Genomic DNA, 20,698 nt, shown 5'->3' with positions numbered 1-20,698 from the left:
CGAAAAGAGTTTATGAAAAAACGAAAAGGCCTCTATACCTTGCGCTCCCTGGCGTTCTATGCTTGTCTGAGTGTCGCGACCCTGACAGGCTGCGGCGGCAAGCCGGGTCAGCCCGGACAAAGTATGAGTAATCAAGTGAACAACATGGAAATAAAATCCGAACCCTTCGGCACCGCCCCTGACGGGCAGGAAGTGCAGCTCTATACCCTGACCAATGCCAACGGCATGACCGTCAAAATTACCAATTACGGTGCTATTGTCACCTCCATTCAAACACCGGATCGCGATGGAAAATTAGGCGAAGTAGCGCTCGGTTTCGACAGCGTGAACGATTACGTACCCAACGATCCGCATTTCGGGGGCATTGTGGGGCGCTATGCCAACCGCATTGCCAAGGGAAAGTTCTCTTTGGACGGACAAGAGTATACCCTGGCTGTGAACGATGCACCCAACCACCTGCACGGCGGCATCACGGGTTTCGACCGGGTGGTGTGGCAGGCTGAGCCACTGCAGAAGCAAAACGCGATCCGGCTGACGTACGTAAGCAAGGACGGTGAAGAAGGCTACCCCGGCAACCTGACCGTTGTGGTGACTTATACCCTGACGGGCTTTAATGCCCTGAAGATTGACTACGAAGCCACTACCGATAAAGCCACGCCGGTCAACCTCACTAACCACAGCTATTTTAACCTGAGTGCGGGCAAGGAAAAGGACATCCTCAACCACATCGTCACGATCCACGCAGACCAGTTCACTGCTTCCGACGAGACACTTATACCTACCGGCGAGCTGAAGCCAGTGAATGGCACGCCGTACGATTTTACCACGCCAACTCGCGTAGGCGACCACATCGAAAACCTGCAAGGCTACGGCTACGACCTGAATTACGTGGTACGTAACGGCGGCGATAGGTTGGTGCCTGCTGCGACAGTAGAAGACCCCAGCACTGGCCGGGTGATGCAGGTTCAAACCACACAGCCCGGCATCCAGTTCTACACCGCCTACCACCTCGACGGCACCCTGACCGGCCACAACAACACGACCTACAACCGCTACGCCGGCCTCTGCCTCGAAGCTCAGCACTTCCCCGACTCCCCGAACCAGGAAAGCTTCCCTTCGACGATCATCCGGCCAGGCGAAAAGTACAGCGAGACGACGGTTTATAAGTTTGAGGTGAAGGGGGAATAGTTTGTCTGGATCAGGATTTAAGGATTGGCAAGATTACGTGAACGATTAACATCCCCCTGCCCCCTTCAAAGGGGGACTTTTGGATACTGCCATTCAACAGGTATAAGTCTCGTAGTTACTGCTCTGCTCTACCGGGTTCAACCACCCCTAACTCCTCCTTGTCTAAGGCGGGGAGCCCGTAACTGCCAATTCACAGGTATAAGCGCTGTAGTTACAGCATCACATTACTGGCAGGTATAGCAAGACTAACTTGCCCCGGAAGCTATGAAACAGACAACTGTGCACGGTGCGCTTTTGACGATTTTTTGTTTGAGCGGTCAGCGAGTTCAAAAGCTTCTTGTTTTTTTGCTTACTGGGGGTAGGGGCCCTCGAATTTTTTATCAAGAATAAAAGTAGGGCCCGGCTGGCCAAGCCAAGCTATAAAACATGTCAGATTACTATACCTACAGCAGTAGAAACCCGGCCACCCCAAGCTATAAAACAATACAGTTCGCTATACCTGTAACTCGAAAACCAAGGTATAGAACAGCATAAACATTGACCATGAAAAAACACTATTACATACATACCCTAGGCTTAGCAGCGCTACTAACTGCTACCGCTTGCAAAACGCAACAGCCTGACTCAGGTGTTTCTGAGTCACAGGTAGTCACGGCACCTATCTGGGAATCGCAGGCCTATAGCGTATTCCCTGATGCCATTTCTCAAGGCGACTACGTAGCCAAAGCGCTCTCCCCTACCGAGATCACCTCCAGTTACCAAAGCCCGGCCAATGAATTCCAGTCGCCGGAGATCATGTTCAAGTTCAGCATCAACAGCAAGGACAACGAGATGCCACCGGGTATGGACCACCAGTTCATCTGCCTCGCCGAGGAAGGCGGGAGCTGCGAAACTCCGATCATCAAGTTCGGTCAACAGCTGAAAGCGACGGCCCCCGCTCCACCAAAGTCTTTTCTGCCACCGAACACACCTTTAACGGTGCGCGTGGATATGCGGGAAGTGTTCGCTGCATTTGAGAAGGACGGATTTTACACCGCTTATAACGGCAGCAAGGTATACAAAGACGATTTCAAGGGCGTTTACATTGCCGGCAATACGACTCCCCTTTCCTGGGACTTCGACAACCTGGCCAGTCGGGAAGGCATGCAACTGGAGGACCCGGACGGCGATGGCATTTACGAAGTGACGCTCACCATGAACGCGCACCGCGAAGAGAAATTCACGGCATCGCACTGGAAGCTGAGCTCGAAGATCGACCACTATCCGCAGTACAAATCTGACTATGTGCTGACCGATGCGCTCTATAACATGACGCTGGAGGAAGTGGTGAAGAACATTGAGGCCGACAGCACTTTCCGCACAGGTAAAGAATGGGCCGGCGTGTGGACCCGCGACATCAGCTACGCTCTGATACTAGGATTAGCCGCCATTGAACCGGAGATAGCGCGCAAAAGCCTGATGCGCAAAGTGAAGAACCAACGCATCATCCAGGACACCGGTACGGGTGGTGCCTATCCTGTTTCGACTGACCGCATTGTGTGGGGCATTGCCGCCTGGGAGATCTATACAGTGACGGGCGACCAGAACTGGCTGCGTGAATCTTACGAGATCATCCGTAACTCTGTGGAAGACGACCTGCTCAACGCCTTCGACCAGAAAACGAACCTGATGCGCGGCGAATCCTCCTTCCTGGACTGGCGCGAACAGACCTACCCGAAATGGATGCAACCTGTCGATATTTACGCTTCGCAGAACCTGGGCACCAACGCCGTGCACTACCAGGCTAATATGCTGTTAAGCCAGATGGCGACGATGCTCAACGACAAACAGGCGGCTGACAGGTATAGCCAACTGGCCGCGCGCATCAAGGCAGGTATAAACCAGCACCTGTGGCAGGAAGACAAAGGCTATTACGGGCAGTATTTGTACGGCCGCAACTACCTGTCGCTCTCCCCGAGGTCTGAAGCGCTGGGTGAGGCGCTGACCGTGCTGTTTGGCATTGCCGATGCTGACCGGGCTAAGAAGATCGTAGCCAACACACCGGTGTATGAATTTGGTGTACCGAGCATTTTCCCGCAGATCCCGAACATTCCGCCTTACCACAACAACGGCATCTGGCCCTTCGTGCAGGCCTACTGGACACTGGCCGCCGCCAAAACCGGCAATGAAACCGCAACTCTGGAGAGCCTGAACGCCATTTACCGTCCGGCCGCCCTGTTCCTCACCAACAAAGAGAACTTTGTGGCCAGCAACGGCGACTATGCCGGCACGCAGGTCAACTCCGACCGTCAGCTTTGGAGTGTAGGGGGCTTCCTGGGCATGACCTACAAACTGCTTTTCGGCATGGACTTTCAGGCGGACCAATTGTTATTCAAGCCTTTTGTGCCGGAGGTATACAAAGGCAAGCATCAACTCACCAACTTCAGGTATAGGAACGCCGTGCTTAACATTGAAATGCAGGGCTTCGGCAACAGCATTCGCTCAATTACCCTGGATGGCCAACCGCTGGAAGGTGCCGCTATACCTGCCAGCCTCACGGGTCAGCACAATATACAGATCGTTCTTGCTAATGAAATAAGCGACAAAGGAAGTCAGAACAAGGTGGCTCACCATGTGACGTCTCCTGCTCCCACCGCCACTTTCGCTAACGGCAGGTATAGCTGGCAACCTGTGGAAGGAGCGGTGAAGTATACCGTGCTGCGTAATGGCAAGCCAATGCAGGATACCAAAGAAACAGGTATAGCGGTGCAAGCCGATAACTATACCGAATATCAGGTGATCGCGACCGATGCGGCAGGTTACGGTTCTTTTGCCAGCGAGCCAATTCCGGTGTATGCCAAAACACTGGAACAGGTATACGAAGCGGAAGCAACAGCTACCTCAGCCAAACAACCATACAAGGGCTTCACGGGCAAAGGCTTTGTGGAAGTGAGCAAAAAGACAAACACGACCATCACCTTCAAAGTAAACGCTCCACAGGCTGGTTTGTACGCCATTGACTTCCGCTATGCCAATGGCAACGGCCCGATCAACACCGACAACAAAGCAGCCATGCGTACCCTCCGCAAGGGCAAGGAAATGGCCGGCACCATTGTGCTGCCGCAGCGGGGCATTGGCGAGTGGAGCGACTGGGGCTACAGCAACAAGGTATGGGTACAGCTCAACAAAGGCACAAACCAGCTTACGCTCGGCTTTGAGCCACAAAACGAGAACATGAACAGCGAAGTGAACCAGGCTATGATCGACCACCTGCGCCTGATCCGGGTGCAGTAGTTTGGTGCTCGCTATACCTGAAAATCCCCTGCCCGATCTGACTCAGGCAGGGGATTTTTTATTTGCCTGCATCCTATCCCGCACAAAAGAGTATAGCCTATACCTTAAAACCCGAACGATGACACAAAGAGAAGTAACCGACACCGAAAACACCACTTGGACCTGCGTGCAGGCCTATGGCACCCTTTCAAAAGAAAACGCCGAGAAGGCAGCCGAACTAACCGAAGACACAAACGGCGAAGTGACGGTGGTCTGCACCCCCAGCGGGGGCGCCCAGACAGTCCGGCTGCAGCTGCCAAAAAACTGGATGGAGGCTGTGACCGACGAAGAGCTAGTCGATCAGATCACGGCGCAGCAGCATTAACACCTTTCAGGTATAGCTGCTACCAAACACCAAGGCATTTCGTTATATTGGCAGGAACACATTTTGACAGGCATGCTCTCTCACAGGCACGAGATTTTTATGGAGGTGGCACGGCTGCTGAGCTTTACCAAAGCCAGCCAGACGCTCTTTATCAGCCAGTCCGCCATCAGCAAGCACATCAAAGCGCTGGAGGAGTTCTATAAAACCGGCCTTTTTGAGCGACTAGGCAACAGTGTGGTACTCACGCCTGCCGGCAGGCTGCTGTATGATAAACTACTGTCGGCAAAGCAACTGCAGCACGAGCTGTTCCAGGACTTCAAGCAACTTAGTGAAAGTTTCTCGCCGCATGTGAACATGGTGTTGGGGGCCAGCACCACCATCTCGCTCTACATCCTGCCACCTGTGCTCTCGGCGTACCTGCAGAAGAACCCGAACGTGCAGCTCGACCTCAAGAACCGCAACAGCGAGAACATCCTCAAAGCGCTCCTCGACCATGAAATAGACCTGGGCATTGTGGAGGGCGTCAATAAGGTGAGCAACGTGACCTACATGCCTTTTCTGACGGACGAGGTGATCGCGGTCTGCTCTTCGCGCAATCCGCTCAAAAAGCAGCAACTCGAGATCCGTGACTTGTACGATATTCCGCTGGCGCTCCGCGAACGTGGTTCGGGTACCCTGGCCGTGCTGGAAATGGCGCTGGAGAAAAAACAAGTGAAGCTGAATGAGTTGCCGATCAAAATAAGACTGGGCGGCACGGAGGCCCTCAAGAACTTTGTGCGTGTAGATACCTGCCTTTCCTTCCTGCCCCGGCAGGCTGTTATTAAAGAGTTGCAGTCAGGCGAGCTGGTACAGGTACCCATCAACGGACTTACCATCAAACGGAGCTTTAACTTCATCCAGCGCAAAGGCACTGAGAACAATTTCCCTTACAAGAACTTCATTCAGTTTACGAAGCGTTATTATTCCAAAATGGAATAGCCTATTCCTTTTAGCTATTTTGTTTGGTCATATCAGGAGTGCAATTTGCCGTAGATACTGATATGAAAACGACGCTTCAACCTCTTATTAGTCACCTGAGCACCCTGACCTGCTCCGGCTGTGGCGCCCCTTACTCTCCTTTTGATAAACAAACGGTCTCAGCCTGCTGCCAGCTCCCGCTTCTGGCTGGCTATTCCCCTGACGTCGTGCCTGAAAAAGAGGCATTGCTCACCCGGGAAGGTACCATGTGGCGCTACCTCGAGCTGCTGCCCGTATTGCAAAAAGAAAACATCGTGAGTCTGTGGGAAGGCTATACCCCTATTCTGGAACTGAAGAACCTGGCGCAGAAATACGAACTTCGAAAATTGCTATTGAAGGACGAAGGTCAGAACCCAACCGGTTCGTTTAAGGCCCGCGGCCTCAGCATGGCCATTTCCAAAGCCAAGGAGCATGGCGTGGAGGGCTGCATTATACCTACGGCCGGCAATGCCGGGGTGGCTATGGCCGCATATTGTGCCAAGGCAGGTATGCGCGCCACCGTGGTGATGCCCCGCCACACGCCGAAGGCTTTCCGGGACGAATGCTACTGGTATGGTGCCGAAGTGGTGCTGGTAGATGGCCTGATCAACGATTGTGCCGCCAAAGTGAAGGAGCTCAACAACCAAGGCGAACTGCTGGACGTGTCCACGCTGAAGGAGCCTTTCCGCCTCGAAGGCAAGAAAACCATGGGCTACGAAATTGCCGAGCAGGGCAACTGGCAACTGCCGGATGTGATCTTATACCCTGCCGGTGGCGGTACCGGACTGATCGGCATCTGGAAGGCCTTCAAGGAGATGCAAAAGATAGGCTGGCTGCCAGAGAATATGAAGCTGCCCCGCATGGTGGCCGTGCAGGCCGAGAACTGCCGTCCGCTGGTAGAGACTTTCTACGGTAGGCAGGCAAACGCCCAGAACTACGTAGGCAAACCGACCATCGCGAACGGGCTGGCTGTTCCTCGCCCGCTGGGCGAGCAACTGATGCTGCAGACGCTGCACGAATCTGGCGGTACGGCCATCAGCATTTCAGAACAGGAAATGATCACCGGTCTGAAAGAACTGGGCACCAACGAAGGCCTGTTTGTAGCGCCGGAGGGCGCGGCCGTTTGGATGGCGGCCCGCAAACTGCTGGACACCGGCTTCATTCAGTACGATGAAGAAATTCTGCTGCTCAACACCGGCTCGGGACAGAAATACATGGAGAACCTGAGCGGTTATCAGCCGGATTAAACGATTAAGGATTGATTTAATGTAGTGCCCTTTTACAAAAACGGGATAGAAAGCGGTCTTCCACCAAGACTGCCATCAAAAGCGTCGTCGGTAGCTACTGGCGGCGCTTTTTTTATACACAAAGCCGTTGCAGTAGCGCTGCAACTCCTGTTACCCCGTAATCTTTCGAGCTTTCCGGTATCAACAATTAATAGGAAAAGCGCTATCTTCACTTGCGCGACACCCAGGCAGCGGTGTTGTGCCTATACCCTATAATACCTGAAATCTTATGTCAACGATTGCACTCATTGCCCACAACAACAAAAAAACCGAGCTTCTGAACTGGGTAAAGGAGAACCAGCAGGCGCTCCGTCAATACAAACTGATCGGCACCACCAATACCGCCAAGCTCATCAACGAACTGCTCGACATGAACATTGAGCCATTCGGACACGGCCCCAGCGGTGGTGACATTCTGCTAGCCGCACGCCTGCTTCAAGGCCAGATCCAGAAAGTGATTTTCTTCATCGACGTGGAAACCCCGCACGGCCACGAGCACGATATACAAACCCTCATCCGGACGGCGGTACTTAATAATATCCCAATAGCCTTGAACAGGGCTTCTGCTAATCTGATCGTGCTGGAGCGGGAGGATTAGGAATATAGACCTTCTGATATAGAGCTAATAAGCGTATGTTCACGCTTTTGAACAAGTTGTGCATCATTTGAATAATAGAAATTCAAACAAAGTGAGCAAAACCAAGCTTGAGAATAATTGGCTCTCAGAAACATTAGAAAGTTTAGAAAAAGATGTATGGGGTGAACCAGAGTACAACAGCCATTTAGTAACAACCTGCCATAGACTTAGAAAAAAGGCACTCAATGACTTTGAGACGGAAGACCTAAGAATCATGATTGGGCAGAATATTGGGCTCCGGTATTTAATACCTTTAGCACTCGATAAATTAGATGAAAATATACTGGCTGACGGTGACTTATATGAAGGTGACTTATTGCAAGCAGTTCTAAAAAGCGACAAGGAGTACTGGAAAACAGAAAAAGGAAATTGGAAAAGGATGTGCGGCATATTCAACCGAGATATAAGCCTTTTAGAAAATCACTACAATACCAGTAGTATCAAAAAAGAATGGTTTAGCACATTCGAACAATTTGAAAGAATAAATTAGAAAAACGCTGCACAACAAAACCTATAAGTTAGCTACGCAACCTTATAGCAAAGCCGTTGCTTGTAATTACAAAAAGATGAATTTAAACTTAATTCTACTTAACGCTGGTTCTCCGATGATGTGGTTTGGGCTCTTCCACTTGTTGTTTATCAACGCGGCTATTGGGGTAGTAGAAAGCAGACTATTGATAAGGTTAAAGGTAGAAAATAGAACATGGCTGATAGTCCTTGCAAACTATGTTTCTATGGTCGCAGGCCTTTTTTTTATTGCTCCCCTTACAGCTGAGTGGCTTGGTAACACAGACTTTTGGGGCAATACAACAAGTTACGGAAACTATCAAATGCAAGGGTTTTTCTTCGGTATGGGCATGGCGTTCATTACCACAGTTATCCTGGAGCTGCCACTATTTGCGGTGGCTTTGCGTGAAAAGCAAACTCTTAAAAAGTTAAGTCTAATAACGCTGAAAGTAAACGGAATAACTTATATATTAATGCTTTCTGTTTACTTCCTCATCAACTTGCCAGGGAGCAAATGGTAGAAGAACAAACATCAAGCAACAAAGCATATGAGCAAAACTTCGGCTGCGCCCCGCTCACCTCATGTACCACACCGTTAGTTGAATTAATGAAGTGTATCATGTGCCCTACTTACACCTATAATTGGGGAGGCAGTAAATTAGCATAAAAGCATACAAACTTTTACCGAATGGCGGGGATACATAAAGTGACAAATCCAGATTCTTTTATCTCGGTTTGATTAGTCGTGTTTTCTTTGCTTTCGTTCGATTTAAATGTATTGCTACATTGACCAAGCACCACCCAAATAATTACAAAAATTAGAATCGTACTGAAGCATCCTCCACCTAGTTTTTTAGCACCATAGCCAGCAAGCAATCCTCTGAATAAGTTATTCATAGTAGTATTTTTATGTTTCTCGTTAGAAACGACATTTGGAATATGAAGTTTTACTTAATGCCCAACCGTTCCTAAAAAGTTATTTGCATAAGGTTATATGGTAGGCTTGCTGCTTTATCCTAGTCTAAAGGAGTGGTAAGGTGGAGTATGGGAGCTAAACTTAGAGATACTTGAAAAGACGAAGGTTAGAGATTTCATTGAGTATAGAGCAGAACCCTACACTGAATAAATAAAGTGGTGAAAAACTCGATACGCCAACAAAGCACAGGGATTACGTTCGGCTGACGCCTCACACATTGCCTGCACTAATCAGTCAACCTAAATTCCAACATCCTTCCTACCCCATGAACATCACCTACAAATCAGACCTGACCCCAGACACCCAGCAGATCATCGACCTCTACAACAGTTCAGGTATAAACCGCCCGACTGCAGACCGCGAGCGCATCGAGAAGATGTATGCTAATTCTAACCTGGTGGTAACCGCCTGGGATGGGGAAACACTGGTAGGTATAGCCCGCTCACTCACCGACTTCTGCTATGCCTGCTACCTGTCAGACCTGGCCATCCGGAAGGAATATCAGAAAGATGGAATCGGCAGGCAGCTGATTGCTTTGACGAAGGAGATAATAGGAGAGCAAAGCATGCTATTACTTCTGTCGGCCCCGGCTGCCATGGACTACTACCCGAAAGTAGGATTTGATAAAGTGGATAATGGCTTTATGATCAAACGGAGCAGGTAGCGGTGTCTCTATTTCCCGCTCATCCGTAACCGCACCAGCATAATCCAGTACAAGGGGCATATACCTACACCTGAGCCCAGGGATACGTACCTTATGGAAAACATCTTCTTTGATAGTTGGGAAAGCATCATCAGAACCTTCTCTGTCACGATCATGGGTTATATCGCCATGATCTTTTTGCTAAGGGCCTCCGGCAAACGGACCCTCTCCAAGATGAATGCCTTTGACTTTATCGTGACAATAGCCCTGGGCTCTGTACTGGCTTCGCTCTCGCTCAATAAAAGCGTATCGCTGGCCGACGGTGTCACCTCATTTTTCGTGCTAATCTTCCTGCAGTACCTCATCACCTGGCTTTCTGTGCGCATCAAGCAAGTCAAGCAGGTTATTACCAGTCAGCCTACGCTACTGCTCTACAAGGGTGAACTTTTGAAAGATGCGCTTAAAAGAGAACGTGTTACGATCGAGGAAATCAATTCTGCTGCACGCAACGGAGGCCAGGAAGACCTGTCGGTAATTGATGCGATGATTCTGGAATCGACTGGTGAGATAACGGTTATACCTACGCTAAGATCCAACACGCCTAACACACTGAAAGACGCCGGCAATTTCCCGGGGTAAGCCCGGCACCTGGCAACACTTCCATACCCTGATAAGCCCAGGTATAAGCCGAAGTACCTTGCCTGTGCTTTTTAGCAACCTGCGCCCAAAATTCCTTATGTTTTCCTAACTTGCCTTTTCAACAGGTTCTTATTCACCCTTGCTTAACCCGACGCATACTCGATGAACATTATCCGTAACCTGAAGATCAGGGATAAACTCCTCCTCCTGCTGGCTTTGCTCCTCTTCCCGCTCGTTTATTTTGTGGCCACCACCGTGCAGCGCGAGCTCGAAGACAACGAGAAGCTGCAAAATGAGGTGGTGCAGTTAAACGAGTCCGAAAAGATCTCCGCCCTGGTACACTCCTTCCAACGGGAAAGGGCCCGCATCCTGGCCGCCTCTGCCGGCGACTCCGCCTTTATGCTGGATGCCCGCGCCCAACGCGGTCTGACCGATGCGGCCGGACTGGAGTTAACCAATTTCCTGAGCGAGAACAACCGGGCTTTGCCAGCACTCAGCATGCTGGATGACCTTAAAAAATACCGCAGCGAACTCGACAAGGGCACACTCGACGCTGTGGACTTCCGGCGCTATTCTTCTGACTTTATTTTCAGCATGCTGAACCGCATGGATGCCAGCGCCATCGGCATTAACAATGCTGAAATCAGTAAGCAACTGATCAGCTTCAAGAGTCTGTCGGAGGCAAAAATACACCTTGCTCGCATGCGTAGCCAGCTCATGAAATCCCTGCAGGAAGGCATCTTCTCGTACCAGGATTATGCACAGCTCATGGCGCAGTACGCGGCGCACAGCGCTGCTCTGGGAGAGTTTTACCGCTATGGCGAAAATGAGGCGGTCAATGTGGTACAGCAGATCGTGGTGTCGGACGAGTACAAGCGCGGCGACGCCATTCTGAAGACATTTCAGGAGAATCCCGAAACAGACCTGAACAGGTTTCAGCCTCTCAAAGTCTATACCCTTTTCACCAACAACATCGAAGCCCTTCGCAAAGCTGAGGTGGCCCTGATAGACCAGATCAGAGTTGGAGTTGAAGCCGAGAGCGAGCGCAAAGAACGCTACCTGCAGGTACTGTTTGCCAGCCTGGCGGCGATCCTGCTGCTGGTTGGCTTCCTGTCTTACTACATCATCAGCTTGATCTCCGGCTCCCTGGCTACTCTCAAAAACGCTGCTGACCGCATCCGGCTGGGTGCCACCGACGTGCAGATCGACATCGACAGCACCGACGAGATTGGCAGCGTGGCGGACTCGTTCAAAGGGGTGGTCAAGAAAACGGTGATGCTCTCGGAAGTGACCAAAGCCATTGGCGAGGGACGCTACGACATGGATGTGGAGCCACAGAGTGAGGCAGACACGCTCAGCCTGTCCATCCGCACCATGAAAGAGAACCTGCACTCCTACACCACCGAGAATGCCAACCGCAACTGGGTGCTGACCGGCGTGGCCGAACTCAGCAATCTGATCGGGGGCGAGTCCACACTCGACAATGTGTCCAAACACGCCCTCTCCTACCTCTGCAACTACACCGACTCCGAAGCCGGTGTGCTGTACCTGCATAACAACACCGGCAAACTGGAACCTGCTGCCAGCTATGGTTTGCAAAAGAGCAAAGCGCAGCTGCCTGTGTTTGAAGTTGGAACCGGCACAGTAGGTCAGACGGTGCAGGAACGCAAGGTAAAAGTGCTCGAAGGCGTGCAGGAAGAATACCTGCGCATCCGCACCGGCCTTGCCGATATTGAACCGGCCACAGTCATCATCATGCCGCTCTATTTTGGCAACACCATCGTTGGGGCCCTGGAACTGGCTTCACGCACGCCTTACACCGAGGTGCAGCGCCGCCTGCTCGACTCCGCCTCTGAGCGCATTTCAGTTCTCATCCATACCCTGCAAGCCCACCTGCATACCCAGGAACTGCTCTACGAAACACAGAACCAGGCCGAGGAGCTCGAAACCCAGCAGGAGGAACTACGCCAGCTCAATGCTGAACTGAAAGCCTCGGAAGAAGAACTGCGCGTGAACCAGGAAGAACTGCAGGAAAAGAACGCCGAGCTCGAAGAAAAAGCACAACTGCTGGAAGAACAGTACGAGGCACTGGGTGCCAAGAACAAGGCCCTGGAGGATGCCCGCGAAGCGATCGAACTGAAAATACAACAGGTCGAAACCGTGAGCAAGTACAAGAGCGACTTCCTGGCCAACATGAGCCACGAGCTGCGCACCCCGCTCAACAGCATCCTCATCCTCTCGCGTTTGCTGGCCGACAATACAGAGAACACGCTGTCTACTAAACAGATCGACCATGCCCACATCATCCACAAGTCTGGCAACGACCTGCTGCGCCTGATCAATGAGATACTGGACCTCTCCAAGATCGAGTCAGGCATGGTGAAACTGGAAACAGAGGAGCTGCAACTGTCCGATATTTCAATGGAGTCGATGTTCAGGGAACTGGCCGCCAAAAAGCAGATCAACTTCAAAGAGCGCCACCTGCCAGGCGCTTTCGACAGCATCGTAACCGACCGCTTCCGACTGGAGCAGATCCTGAAAAACTTCATTGGCAATGCCATTAAGTTTACCGACGAAGGCGGCGAAGTTGAGTTCAAGGTATACCCGGTTACCGAGCGTCCTGCCTTCAAATCAGAGCAACTGCGCGAGTCACAGGAGGTGGTGGCCTTTGCCGTGCGCGACACAGGTATAGGTATAGCACAGGACAAGCAGGAGATGGTGTTCGAAGCCTTCCAGCAAGCCGATACTTCCACCACCCGCAAATACGGCGGCACCGGTCTGGGCCTAACCATCAGCAAGGAACTCGCCAGCCTGCTGGGCGGTGAGCTGATGCTGGAGAGTGAGCCAGGCAAGGGCAGCACCTTCACGCTATACCTGCCGCGCGTGCCGTTAGGGGCTGTAAACGGTTCGGCTATACCTGCGCAGCAGCAGCACCAGGCCCATAGGCCAGTTGCACAGCCTGCCGAGGCCGTCCTATCAGCGGGCCAGCAAAAGAGCCAAAGCATGGGGCAGGTCTTCCGGGACATGGAGCGTGAAGACAAAAAAGACATCTGTGTGCTGATCGTGGAAGACGACAAGGGCTTCAGCGACATCCTGGCTGACTTCGCCAAGGCCAAGAACTTCCGGGTGCACCAGGCCTTTACGGGTCGCGAGGGCCTGCGCATGGCCCTGCAGCACAAACCCGACGCCATGCTCCTCGACATCCAGCTGCCGGATATGTCGGGTTGGGATGTGCTCAAAAAAGTGCGCGAAGACAAAAACCTGCGCCACATTAACGTGCATGTGATGTCGGCCTACGACAAAGAGGTAATTGGGGAGCATGCTGAAAACGAAGAGTACCTGCCCAAACCGGTGACGCTCGAGATGCTCAACAAGGCCTTTGGCTCCATCGTGAACAGGTCTGGTGCGAACATCGAGAACATCCTGATCGTGGAGGACAACGAGATCGAGAACAAAGCCGTGGCCGAACTGCTGCTGGCCCATGGTCTCAAATCTACCTCCGCCTACTCTGCCGAAGAAGCCGAGAAGGTGCTGGCCAAGCAAAAAGTGGACTGCATCATCCTCGACCTGAACCTGCCGGGCATGAAAGGCTACGACTGGATGAAGAAGATCAAGTCGCAGACCAAACTCGGCGACATTCCGATCATCATCTACTCCGGCAAGGACCTGAGCGAGGAGGAAGAGACGAAGCTGAAGGAGTTCGCCAACACGATCATCATCAAAAACGAGTACTCATACCTGCGTCTGCTCGACGAGGTGCAGCTTTTCCTGCACAAGGTAAACCAGAAGCTGCCGCCGGGCAACGAGTTCAAGATGAAGTTGCACGTGCCCGAGGAAGTGCTGCGCGGCAAGAAGATACTGGTGGTGGACGACGATGTGCGCAACATCTACTCGCTAAGCAGTCTGCTGGAACTGCACGGTATGCAGGTGGTAGCCGCGTACGATGGCAAAGAGGCCCTGGAAAAACTTGACACTGAGACAGGTATAGACATGGTGCTAATGGACGTGATGATGCCGGAAATGGACGGTATAGAAGCGACAAAACGAATCCGGGCGGATTTACGTTTTAAGCAACTGCCAATCATTTCACTCACCGCCAAGGCCATGAAAGAAGACAGAGAAAAATGCATCGAAGCCGGCGCTTCTGACTATATTCCGAAACCAGTAGATACCGATAAATTACTGACCCTGATGCGGGTTTGGTTGTATGAAGCCTGATCCGGATGAATTGTTTGAGCTGGAGGTAGAGGCGCTCATCAAGGAAATACACACAGCTTACGGATACGATTTCAGTGGCTACGCCCGGGCCTCGGTGTACCGCCGCGTCAGGCGTTTTCTGGGGCAGAAGCACCTGCAAACCATCGAAGACCTGCGCAAGTTTCTGTTCACGGACAGTTTCTTCTTCGAGAATTTCCTGCAGGAGATCACCGTGAATGTGACGGAGATGTTCCGTGACCCGACTTTTTACAAGTCGCTGCGCGAGAATGTGCTCCCGATCCTGTCCACCTACCCTTTTATCAAGGTATGGGACGCGGGCTGCTCTACCGGCGAGGAACTCTTTTCGCTGGCGATCCTGCTGGACGAAGAGGGGCTGCTGGGCCGCACCAAGATCTACGCCACCGACATCAACCAGAAGGTGCTGCGGCAGGCGAAAGACGGCATCTTCTCGGCCACAAACATGACAGCCTATACCGCAGCGTACTATGCGGCAGGCGGCAAGCGCGATTTCGCGGAATACTATACCAGCAACTACGGCAGCGTGAAGTTCAACTCGTCGCTCGTCAGGAACGTGGTGTTTTACCCGCACAACCTGGCTACCGACAGCTCGTTCAACGAGTTTCACCTGATCGTGTGCCGCAACGTGCTGATCTACTTTAACCGGGCGCTGCAGGAGCGCGTTTACCAGTTGTTCGACGAGAGTCTGGTGGATTTGGGCTACCTGGCACTGGGCAAAAAAGAAACGCTGGCCATGTCGGACATCAGCGACAGGTATGACTTCGTAGACAAAAATAACCGCATATACCGCAAAAACTCCTGATGCACGACACTTCCAGACTGATCGTAATTGGTGGCTCCTGGGGCGGCATACAGGCGTCGATGAAAATACTGCAGACACTTCCCGCCGACTACAGCGTTCCCATCGTGCTCGTGCTGCACCGTTTGCGCAACCAGGAGGGCAGTCTGCAGGAACTCTACGAAAAAAAGCTGCTGCTGAAAGCGGTGGAGATTGATGACAAAGCGCCACTGGAGGCGGGCCACGTCTACATTGCCCCGGCCAACTACCATGTGCTGCTCGAAAAGGACCATACCTTCTCGCTCGACGATTCGGAGTTGGAGAACTACTCGCGCCCCTCCATTGATGTGACTTTTACCAGCGCAGCTGATGTTTTCGGGGAAAATACGGTGGGGATACTACTTAGTGGCGCCAGCAAGGATGGAAGTTCAGGATTAAAGCATATATTTGACAAACGGGGCACTGCCATTGTGCAGCACCCTGGCGAAGCGGAAATTGCTACCATGCCGCTGGCAGCCATCCATAGCACACCCGGCTGTAGTATCCTAAATGTTGAGCGCATACAAGCTTATTTGCTAACCTTACATGGACACTGACCACGATACCTTACCTATTACGACCTTGCCTACTTCTACCCATCCGGTAAAGATACTGCTCGTGGACGACAAGCAGGAAAACCTTGTCAGCCTGGCGAGCCTGCTGTCGGAAGACGGCGACAATACCGACTACCTGTTTGCCAGTTCAGGGGAAGAAGCCCTTAAAATAGCGCTGCAAGATGAAATTGCGCTGATCTTGCTGGATGTGCAGATGCCCGGCATGAACGGTTACGAAGTAGCCCGCTACCTGCGCGATATTTCCAAAACACGCGACATTCCGATCATCTTCGTGACGGCCATTAACCAGCAGGATGTGCATGTGATGGAGGGATTTGAGGCTGGTGCCGTGGATTTTCTGTTTAAACCCCTGCACCCTGCCATCACCAAGGCCAAAGTAACGGCTTTTGTGCGCTTTTACCTGCAAAAGAAAGAAGTAGAACTCGCTCACAAACGCACGCAGGAGATTAACCGAGAGCTGGAAGAAAGAGTAAACGCCCGCACAGCCGAACTCACCCGCGTGAACAAAGACCTGGACAACTTCGTCTATACCGCCTCACACGATCTGAAGGCCCCTATTAATAACATCGAAGGGCTGGTAGTGGCGCTGAGAGAGGTACTGGATAACCCCGAGCCTGATCACGGTGAGTTGAACATCATCATGCACATGATTCAGGATGCCATCGGTCGGTTCAAGCACACGCTGATGGACCTGACTGAAGTGGCCAAGCTGCAGCACCAGGACGAAGCTCCCATCGAAAGTGTTCGGTTTGCGGAGTTGATCGATGATGTGACTATGAACATCCAGGACCTGATTCTCAAATACGACGCCACGATCGACACAGACTTTTCTGAAGTACCGGAGATGGTTTTTTCTCGAAAGAACCTACGCAGCATCGTCTATAATCTTGTGTCGAATGCCATTAAGTACAGTTCACCGGAGCGTCCACCGCTGATCGAGGTCAGCACTTACCACGAAGACGCCTATACCGTGTTCCGTGTCAAAGACAATGGGCTTGGTATAAGGTCTGATGACCGGAAAAAGGTATTTGACATGTTCAAGCGCTTGCATGCGCACGTAGAAGGCACCGGCGTCGGCCTGGCTATCGTGAAGCGGATCGTGGAGAACTGCGATGGCAAAATAGAGTGCGACAGCGAACAGGGTAAAGGCTCCGAGTTCAGGGTATACCTGAAGGGAGTTTAAGACCTCAGCATCCAGGTATAAAAAAGCCCCTTCCGGAATCATCCGGAAGGGGCTTTGCTTTCAGACTAATATTGAGTTAGGCCTTGGCAGGTATACGTTTCAGCGTATCCAGCAGGAAATCCCAGTACTTCTGCACCGAGCTGATCTGTACTTTTTCGTCAGGTGAGTGTGCGCCGCGGATGTTAGGTCCGAACGAGATCATCTCCATTTCCGGATAATTTGCCCCGATGATACCGCACTCCAAACCGGCGTGGCAGGCATTCACGTGGGCTTCCCCGTTATACTTCTCTCTGTAGAGATCACTCATCAGCTGCACGATGCCGGCACCCGGACGAGGCATCCAGCCCGGATACATCCCGCTCAGTGACACGGTAGCGCCTGCTAACTCAAGTGCGCTTTTAATTCCAGCAGCCAGGTCCATTTTCTCACTGTCCACGGAGCTGCGCGTGAGGCACTGTACGGTCAGTTTGCCGTCCTGCACCAGCACGCGGGCTACGTTGTTGGAGGTCTGCACCAGGTGTTCAATGTCCGGACTCATGCGGTACACCCCGTTTTGGCAGGCGTAAAGTGCACGCAACAAATCTGCCTGATAATCAACTGGCAATACCTGCGCCGGTGCTTCTGCCTGCTCCACCGTCACAGCCAGATTAGGATCAGTCGTAGCATGCTCGTTCTTCAAAATAGCCGTCAGTTCTTCCACAAACTTTTCGAAAGCTGCCGCCTCGCCAGCAGGTATAGCCACCACAGCCACCGACTCACGCGGAATGGCGTTGCGGAGGCTACCCCCGTCGATGGAGCCGATGCGCAGGCCAACTTTTTCAGCAGCCTGGTGCAGCAAACGGTTCATCAGTTTATTAGCATTGCCGCGTCCCAAGTAGATGTCCATACCGGAGTGTCCGCCAGTCAGCCCTTTAATGCTGATCTTGTAGCCTTTCATGTCGCCGCTTATAACTTCAGGCTGGTAAGTACCGCTGGCGTTAATGTCCACACCTCCGGCGCAGCCGATGGTCAGTTCGGTGTCGTCTTCGGTGTCGAGATTGAGCATGATGTCAGCTTCCAGGATCCCGCCTTTCAAGCCAAGGGCGCCGGTCATACCTGTTTCTTCGTCTATCGTAAACAGCGCCTCAATGGCTGGGTGCGCAATATCCCTAGCGGCAAGCAAAGTCATGATGGAAGCCACACCCAGTCCGTTGTCAGCACCCAATGTCGTGCCGCGTGCCTTCACCCAGTCGCCGTCCACATACATGTCGATGCCCTGCGTGTTGAAATCGAAATCTGTATCTGCGTTTTTCTGGTGCACCATGTCCACGTGGCTCTGGATCAGCACCGTTTTGCGGTCTTCCATACCCGTTGTGGCGGGTTTCTTGATGATGACGTTGCCGATCTCATCCTGGATGGTTTCCAGGCCGAGTTTCTGACCGAACTCCATCATGAAGGCGACGACACGTTCTTCTTTTTTGGATGGACGCGGCACGGCGTTCAGGTCAGCGAAATTATTCCAGAGGGCTTTCGGCTCGAGTGCTCTTACTTCAGTGCTCATGTATGATTGTTTATGTCTAATGTTTAAAATCTTGTCTTCAATTGCCAGTGGCAATGTGGCGCTAAGGTAGTAAGAATATGGGAAAGGTTTTGGTTTGTAGGTGTAGCTTCAGGTGTTGAAGTTATAGTTTGATGGTGCTAATATCTAATGGCGCGAGCGTCCACGCTCATGACTGCTATGGTGGGACCTCTGGCCCAGGTATAGCTGATAACAGCTTATCACGCCGCATACCGCAAGCTTGGGCCAGTTTGCAACTGGCGTAGCGGTGGCTGCTGCAGGTATAGTAACCTTTCTGGTTCATTGCTTCGCCTGTGCGGCGGGCACTCACTTTTTGTCTTGACACAAAAAGTAAGCAAAAAAGTCAAGACTCCCCAAATCGAGGGCCCCTACCCCCACTCGCTGAACGCTCGAACAGTGGAGCGCCTAAAAGTGCACCTGGCACAGCTGGCTGTTTTATAGCTGAGGGGCAAGATACTCTTTCAATGCGTGCCAGTGGTGTGATGCTAACTATATGACTTATACCTGAAATTGGTAGTGGCAGAAGTCCCCCTTTGAAGGGGGCAGGGGGATGTCAATCTTTCCTCAATTCCTCTCTCGAGAGGGGCAGGGGTGGGTTCATTGTGCACGAGAATCCTGTAAATCCTGATTCAGACAAAAAAGGCAGGGGATGACAATCGTGCACGAGCATCCTGAGAATACTTATCCAAATTATTTTCCCAAAACCCTGCGTCTTTCCGCTCTCCTCCCCGTCATCCTGATGAATATAAACCAAAACATTAAAGAATTCATCATATGGAACCGATCTATCAATTCGCAACACCACAGTCTGTCAAAAATCAAAAAGCAGCGCAGCACAGCCAAACGACAAAAGAACAACAGCCGGATGCGCAGCATACCTGCAACAAAGCCGCTTGTGAGCGCCAACATAAAGGGGCCTCTCCCCTCCGCATGCTCACCTTGGTCTTGCTATTGAGCATGGCCCTGCAAACAGCGGCGCTTGCTCAAACGGCTATGGTAATTGATGGCGGCAAGAAACCCGCAAAAGAAAATAAGTCGGATGTGGCCATCGGGTCTCTCGATGACATCACATTCCCAGAAGCAGATTTCAAACGGGGCGCCTACCTGAAGTTGCGCACGGTATACCTGGCCGTGCCCGTCAGCAAGTTCAAACTGAAGCCTTTTCCGGCCAATAATTCTGCTGAGACCCGCGCTGAACTCGACTTTCTACTATACCTGCAAAAGAACCGGAATCCCGAAGCCATCAACCGCACCGAAACCTTGGCTGCCGTATACTACGACCCACTGACTACCAACCCAACTGATGCGGACTATACCCGAAACCTCAACAGCTTGTTCTACATCGGGCGCGATCTGGGGCCATGGTTCAATGCAGAAAAGCTGCCGGTTACCTCGCAGGTGCTGCAGCATGTAATACAGGACGCTACTTATTATATCTTTTCACTCAAAAATGACTTCAAGCGTCCGCGGCCATACCAGTTAGATAATCGTATCCAGAACCTCGAAGCGCCGGGGCACGCCTCCTACCCGAGCGGACACTCCTCTACTTCCCATGTGCATGCCTATATTTTGGGCCACATCTTCCCGGAGTATCAGAATCACTTCCTGGGTGTTGCTAGTGACATGGCCTTCTCCAGAGAAACCCGCGGTGTGCACTACCCAAGCGACTCAGAAGCTGGTAAGGAGTTTGCCCGCCAGTTTGTGCACGAGTTGATGAAGAGTCCAAAATTCCGTACTGATCTGGAAGACATGAAAGCTGAAATTATTCAGGTGAGAGCCGCTAACCAGCTCACCAAAAAGTAAAAGTGCCGGGGCTGGCA

Annotated in this window: 18 protein-coding genes; 15 read left to right on the top strand and 3 right to left on the bottom strand. The window is 51.9% G+C overall.

The features are described from left to right. Positions 1–12: 12 nt before the first annotated feature. From AC4QZR_RS16455 to AC4QZR_RS16420, 8 genes are all read left to right on the top strand, one after another. The gene (locus AC4QZR_RS16455; RefSeq protein WP_494481902.1) at positions 13–1,188 is read left to right on the top strand and encodes an aldose epimerase family protein; all 1,176 of its coding nucleotides are present in this window, start codon (positions 13–15) and stop codon (positions 1,186–1,188) included. Between the two features lie 543 nt (positions 1,189–1,731). Further along, positions 1,732–4,461, top strand: coding sequence for an alpha-L-rhamnosidase-related protein (locus AC4QZR_RS16450; RefSeq protein ID WP_494481901.1), 2,730 nt, complete (start codon positions 1,732–1,734; stop codon positions 4,459–4,461). Positions 4,462–4,579: 118 nt separating this feature from the next. Further along, positions 4,580–4,825, top strand: coding sequence for a hypothetical protein (locus AC4QZR_RS16445; protein WP_494481900.1), 246 nt, complete (start codon positions 4,580–4,582; stop codon positions 4,823–4,825). A gap of 72 nt (positions 4,826–4,897) precedes the next feature. Then, positions 4,898–5,803 carry a LysR substrate-binding domain-containing protein gene (locus AC4QZR_RS16440; RefSeq protein ID WP_494481899.1) on the top strand — a complete coding sequence of 302 codons (906 nt, stop codon included), beginning with the start codon at positions 4,898–4,900 and terminating at the stop codon, positions 5,801–5,803. Between the two features lie 62 nt (positions 5,804–5,865). Beyond that, the gene (locus AC4QZR_RS16435) at positions 5,866–7,068 is read left to right on the top strand and encodes a threonine synthase (RefSeq protein WP_494481898.1); all 1,203 of its coding nucleotides are present in this window, start codon (positions 5,866–5,868) and stop codon (positions 7,066–7,068) included. 268 nt (positions 7,069–7,336) lie between these two features. Further along, the gene (locus tag AC4QZR_RS16430) at positions 7,337–7,705 is read left to right on the top strand and encodes a methylglyoxal synthase (protein WP_188500063.1); all 369 of its coding nucleotides are present in this window, start codon (positions 7,337–7,339) and stop codon (positions 7,703–7,705) included. Positions 7,706–7,796: 91 nt separating this feature from the next. Further along, positions 7,797–8,234: a contact-dependent growth inhibition system immunity protein gene (locus AC4QZR_RS16425; protein WP_494481897.1), complete on the top strand. Its 438-nt coding sequence runs from the start codon at positions 7,797–7,799 to the stop codon at positions 8,232–8,234. Between the two features lie 76 nt (positions 8,235–8,310). After that, a complete protein-coding gene (locus tag AC4QZR_RS16420; protein ID WP_494481896.1) occupies positions 8,311–8,772 on the top strand; it encodes a hypothetical protein in 462 nt (153 codons plus the stop codon). A gap of 160 nt (positions 8,773–8,932) precedes the next feature. Here AC4QZR_RS16420 and AC4QZR_RS16415 read toward each other — a convergent pair whose 3' ends face one another. Further along, positions 8,933–9,148 carry a hypothetical protein gene (locus AC4QZR_RS16415; RefSeq protein ID WP_494481895.1) on the bottom strand — a complete coding sequence of 72 codons (216 nt, stop codon included), beginning with the start codon at positions 9,146–9,148 and terminating at the stop codon, positions 8,933–8,935. Positions 9,149–9,492: 344 nt separating this feature from the next. Here AC4QZR_RS16415 and AC4QZR_RS16410 point away from each other — a divergent pair, with 344 nt between their 5' ends. The 6 genes from AC4QZR_RS16410 to AC4QZR_RS16385 all read left to right on the top strand — a co-directional run bounded on the left by AC4QZR_RS16410 (position 9,493) and on the right by AC4QZR_RS16385 (position 17,320). After that, entirely contained in the window at positions 9,493–9,891 is a 399-nt protein-coding gene (locus AC4QZR_RS16410) for a GNAT family N-acetyltransferase (protein WP_494481894.1), read from the top strand. 93 nt (positions 9,892–9,984) lie between these two features. Next, positions 9,985–10,509, top strand: coding sequence for a DUF421 domain-containing protein (locus AC4QZR_RS16405; protein WP_494481893.1), 525 nt, complete (start codon positions 9,985–9,987; stop codon positions 10,507–10,509). Positions 10,510–10,671: 162 nt separating this feature from the next. Further along, positions 10,672–14,727, top strand: coding sequence for a response regulator (locus tag AC4QZR_RS16400; protein ID WP_494481892.1), 4,056 nt, complete (start codon positions 10,672–10,674; stop codon positions 14,725–14,727). Beyond that, positions 14,717–15,547: a CheR family methyltransferase gene (locus AC4QZR_RS16395; protein WP_494481891.1), complete on the top strand. Its 831-nt coding sequence runs from the start codon at positions 14,717–14,719 to the stop codon at positions 15,545–15,547. The genes AC4QZR_RS16400 and AC4QZR_RS16395 overlap by 11 nt, the downstream gene beginning before the upstream one ends. After that, entirely contained in the window at positions 15,547–16,119 is a 573-nt protein-coding gene (locus tag AC4QZR_RS16390) for a chemotaxis protein CheB (RefSeq protein WP_494481890.1), read from the top strand. The genes AC4QZR_RS16395 and AC4QZR_RS16390 overlap by 1 nt, the downstream gene beginning before the upstream one ends. Further along, on the top strand, positions 16,109–17,320 hold the full coding sequence (locus AC4QZR_RS16385; RefSeq protein ID WP_494481889.1) for a sensor histidine kinase: 1,212 nt from the start codon (positions 16,109–16,111) through the stop codon (positions 17,318–17,320). Before AC4QZR_RS16390 ends, AC4QZR_RS16385 begins: the two co-directional genes overlap by 11 nt. Before the next feature lie 76 nt (positions 17,321–17,396). Here the strand turns inward: AC4QZR_RS16385 and AC4QZR_RS16380 are convergent, their stop codons facing one another. Beyond that, complete coding sequence (locus AC4QZR_RS16380; protein WP_494481888.1) at positions 17,397–18,860, bottom strand: aminoacyl-histidine dipeptidase; 1,464 nt, start codon at positions 18,858–18,860, stop codon at positions 17,397–17,399. A 175-nt stretch (positions 18,861–19,035) separates the two neighbouring features. Then, complete coding sequence (locus AC4QZR_RS16375; protein ID WP_494481887.1) at positions 19,036–19,203, bottom strand: hypothetical protein; 168 nt, start codon at positions 19,201–19,203, stop codon at positions 19,036–19,038. A 449-nt stretch (positions 19,204–19,652) separates the two neighbouring features. Here AC4QZR_RS16375 and AC4QZR_RS16370 point away from each other — a divergent pair, with 449 nt between their 5' ends. Further along, positions 19,653–20,681, top strand: a complete 1,029-nt coding sequence (locus AC4QZR_RS16370; protein WP_494481886.1) for a phosphatase PAP2 family protein — start codon at positions 19,653–19,655, stop codon at positions 20,679–20,681. Positions 20,682–20,698: the final 17 nt, after the last annotated feature.

It is taken from the genome of Pontibacter sp. YIM B11418 (assembly GCF_059278805.1).
Note: the sequence above shows the minus strand (reverse complement) of the source record. Positions and strands in the feature narration are given on the sequence as shown.

What these genes read in the sequence shown, in the direction of transcription:
- AC4QZR_RS16455 (WP_494481902.1), top strand. Translation starts at nt 13, where the DNA reads ATGAAAAAACGAAAAGGCCTCTATACCTTGCGCTCCCTGGCGTTCTAT.
- AC4QZR_RS16450 (WP_494481901.1), top strand. Translation starts at nt 1,732, where the DNA reads ATGAAAAAACACTATTACATACATACCCTAGGCTTAGCAGCGCTACTA.
- AC4QZR_RS16445 (WP_494481900.1), top strand. Translation starts at nt 4,580, where the DNA reads ATGACACAAAGAGAAGTAACCGACACCGAAAACACCACTTGGACCTGC.
- AC4QZR_RS16440 (WP_494481899.1), top strand. Translation starts at nt 4,898, where the DNA reads ATGCTCTCTCACAGGCACGAGATTTTTATGGAGGTGGCACGGCTGCTG.
- AC4QZR_RS16435 (WP_494481898.1), top strand. Translation starts at nt 5,866, where the DNA reads ATGAAAACGACGCTTCAACCTCTTATTAGTCACCTGAGCACCCTGACC.
- AC4QZR_RS16430 (WP_188500063.1), top strand. Translation starts at nt 7,337, where the DNA reads ATGTCAACGATTGCACTCATTGCCCACAACAACAAAAAAACCGAGCTT.
- AC4QZR_RS16420 (WP_494481896.1), top strand. Translation starts at nt 8,311, where the DNA reads ATGAATTTAAACTTAATTCTACTTAACGCTGGTTCTCCGATGATGTGG.
- AC4QZR_RS16415 (WP_494481895.1), bottom strand. Translation starts at nt 9,148, where the DNA reads ATGAATAACTTATTCAGAGGATTGCTTGCTGGCTATGGTGCTAAAAAA.
- AC4QZR_RS16410 (WP_494481894.1), top strand. Translation starts at nt 9,493, where the DNA reads ATGAACATCACCTACAAATCAGACCTGACCCCAGACACCCAGCAGATC.
- AC4QZR_RS16405 (WP_494481893.1), top strand. Translation starts at nt 9,985, where the DNA reads ATGGAAAACATCTTCTTTGATAGTTGGGAAAGCATCATCAGAACCTTC.
- AC4QZR_RS16400 (WP_494481892.1), top strand. Translation starts at nt 10,672, where the DNA reads ATGAACATTATCCGTAACCTGAAGATCAGGGATAAACTCCTCCTCCTG.
- AC4QZR_RS16395 (WP_494481891.1), top strand. Translation starts at nt 14,717, where the DNA reads ATGAAGCCTGATCCGGATGAATTGTTTGAGCTGGAGGTAGAGGCGCTC.
- AC4QZR_RS16390 (WP_494481890.1), top strand. Translation starts at nt 15,547, where the DNA reads ATGCACGACACTTCCAGACTGATCGTAATTGGTGGCTCCTGGGGCGGC.
- AC4QZR_RS16385 (WP_494481889.1), top strand. Translation starts at nt 16,109, where the DNA reads ATGGACACTGACCACGATACCTTACCTATTACGACCTTGCCTACTTCT.
- AC4QZR_RS16380 (WP_494481888.1), bottom strand. Translation starts at nt 18,860, where the DNA reads ATGAGCACTGAAGTAAGAGCACTCGAGCCGAAAGCCCTCTGGAATAAT.
- AC4QZR_RS16370 (WP_494481886.1), top strand. Translation starts at nt 19,653, where the DNA reads ATGGAACCGATCTATCAATTCGCAACACCACAGTCTGTCAAAAATCAA.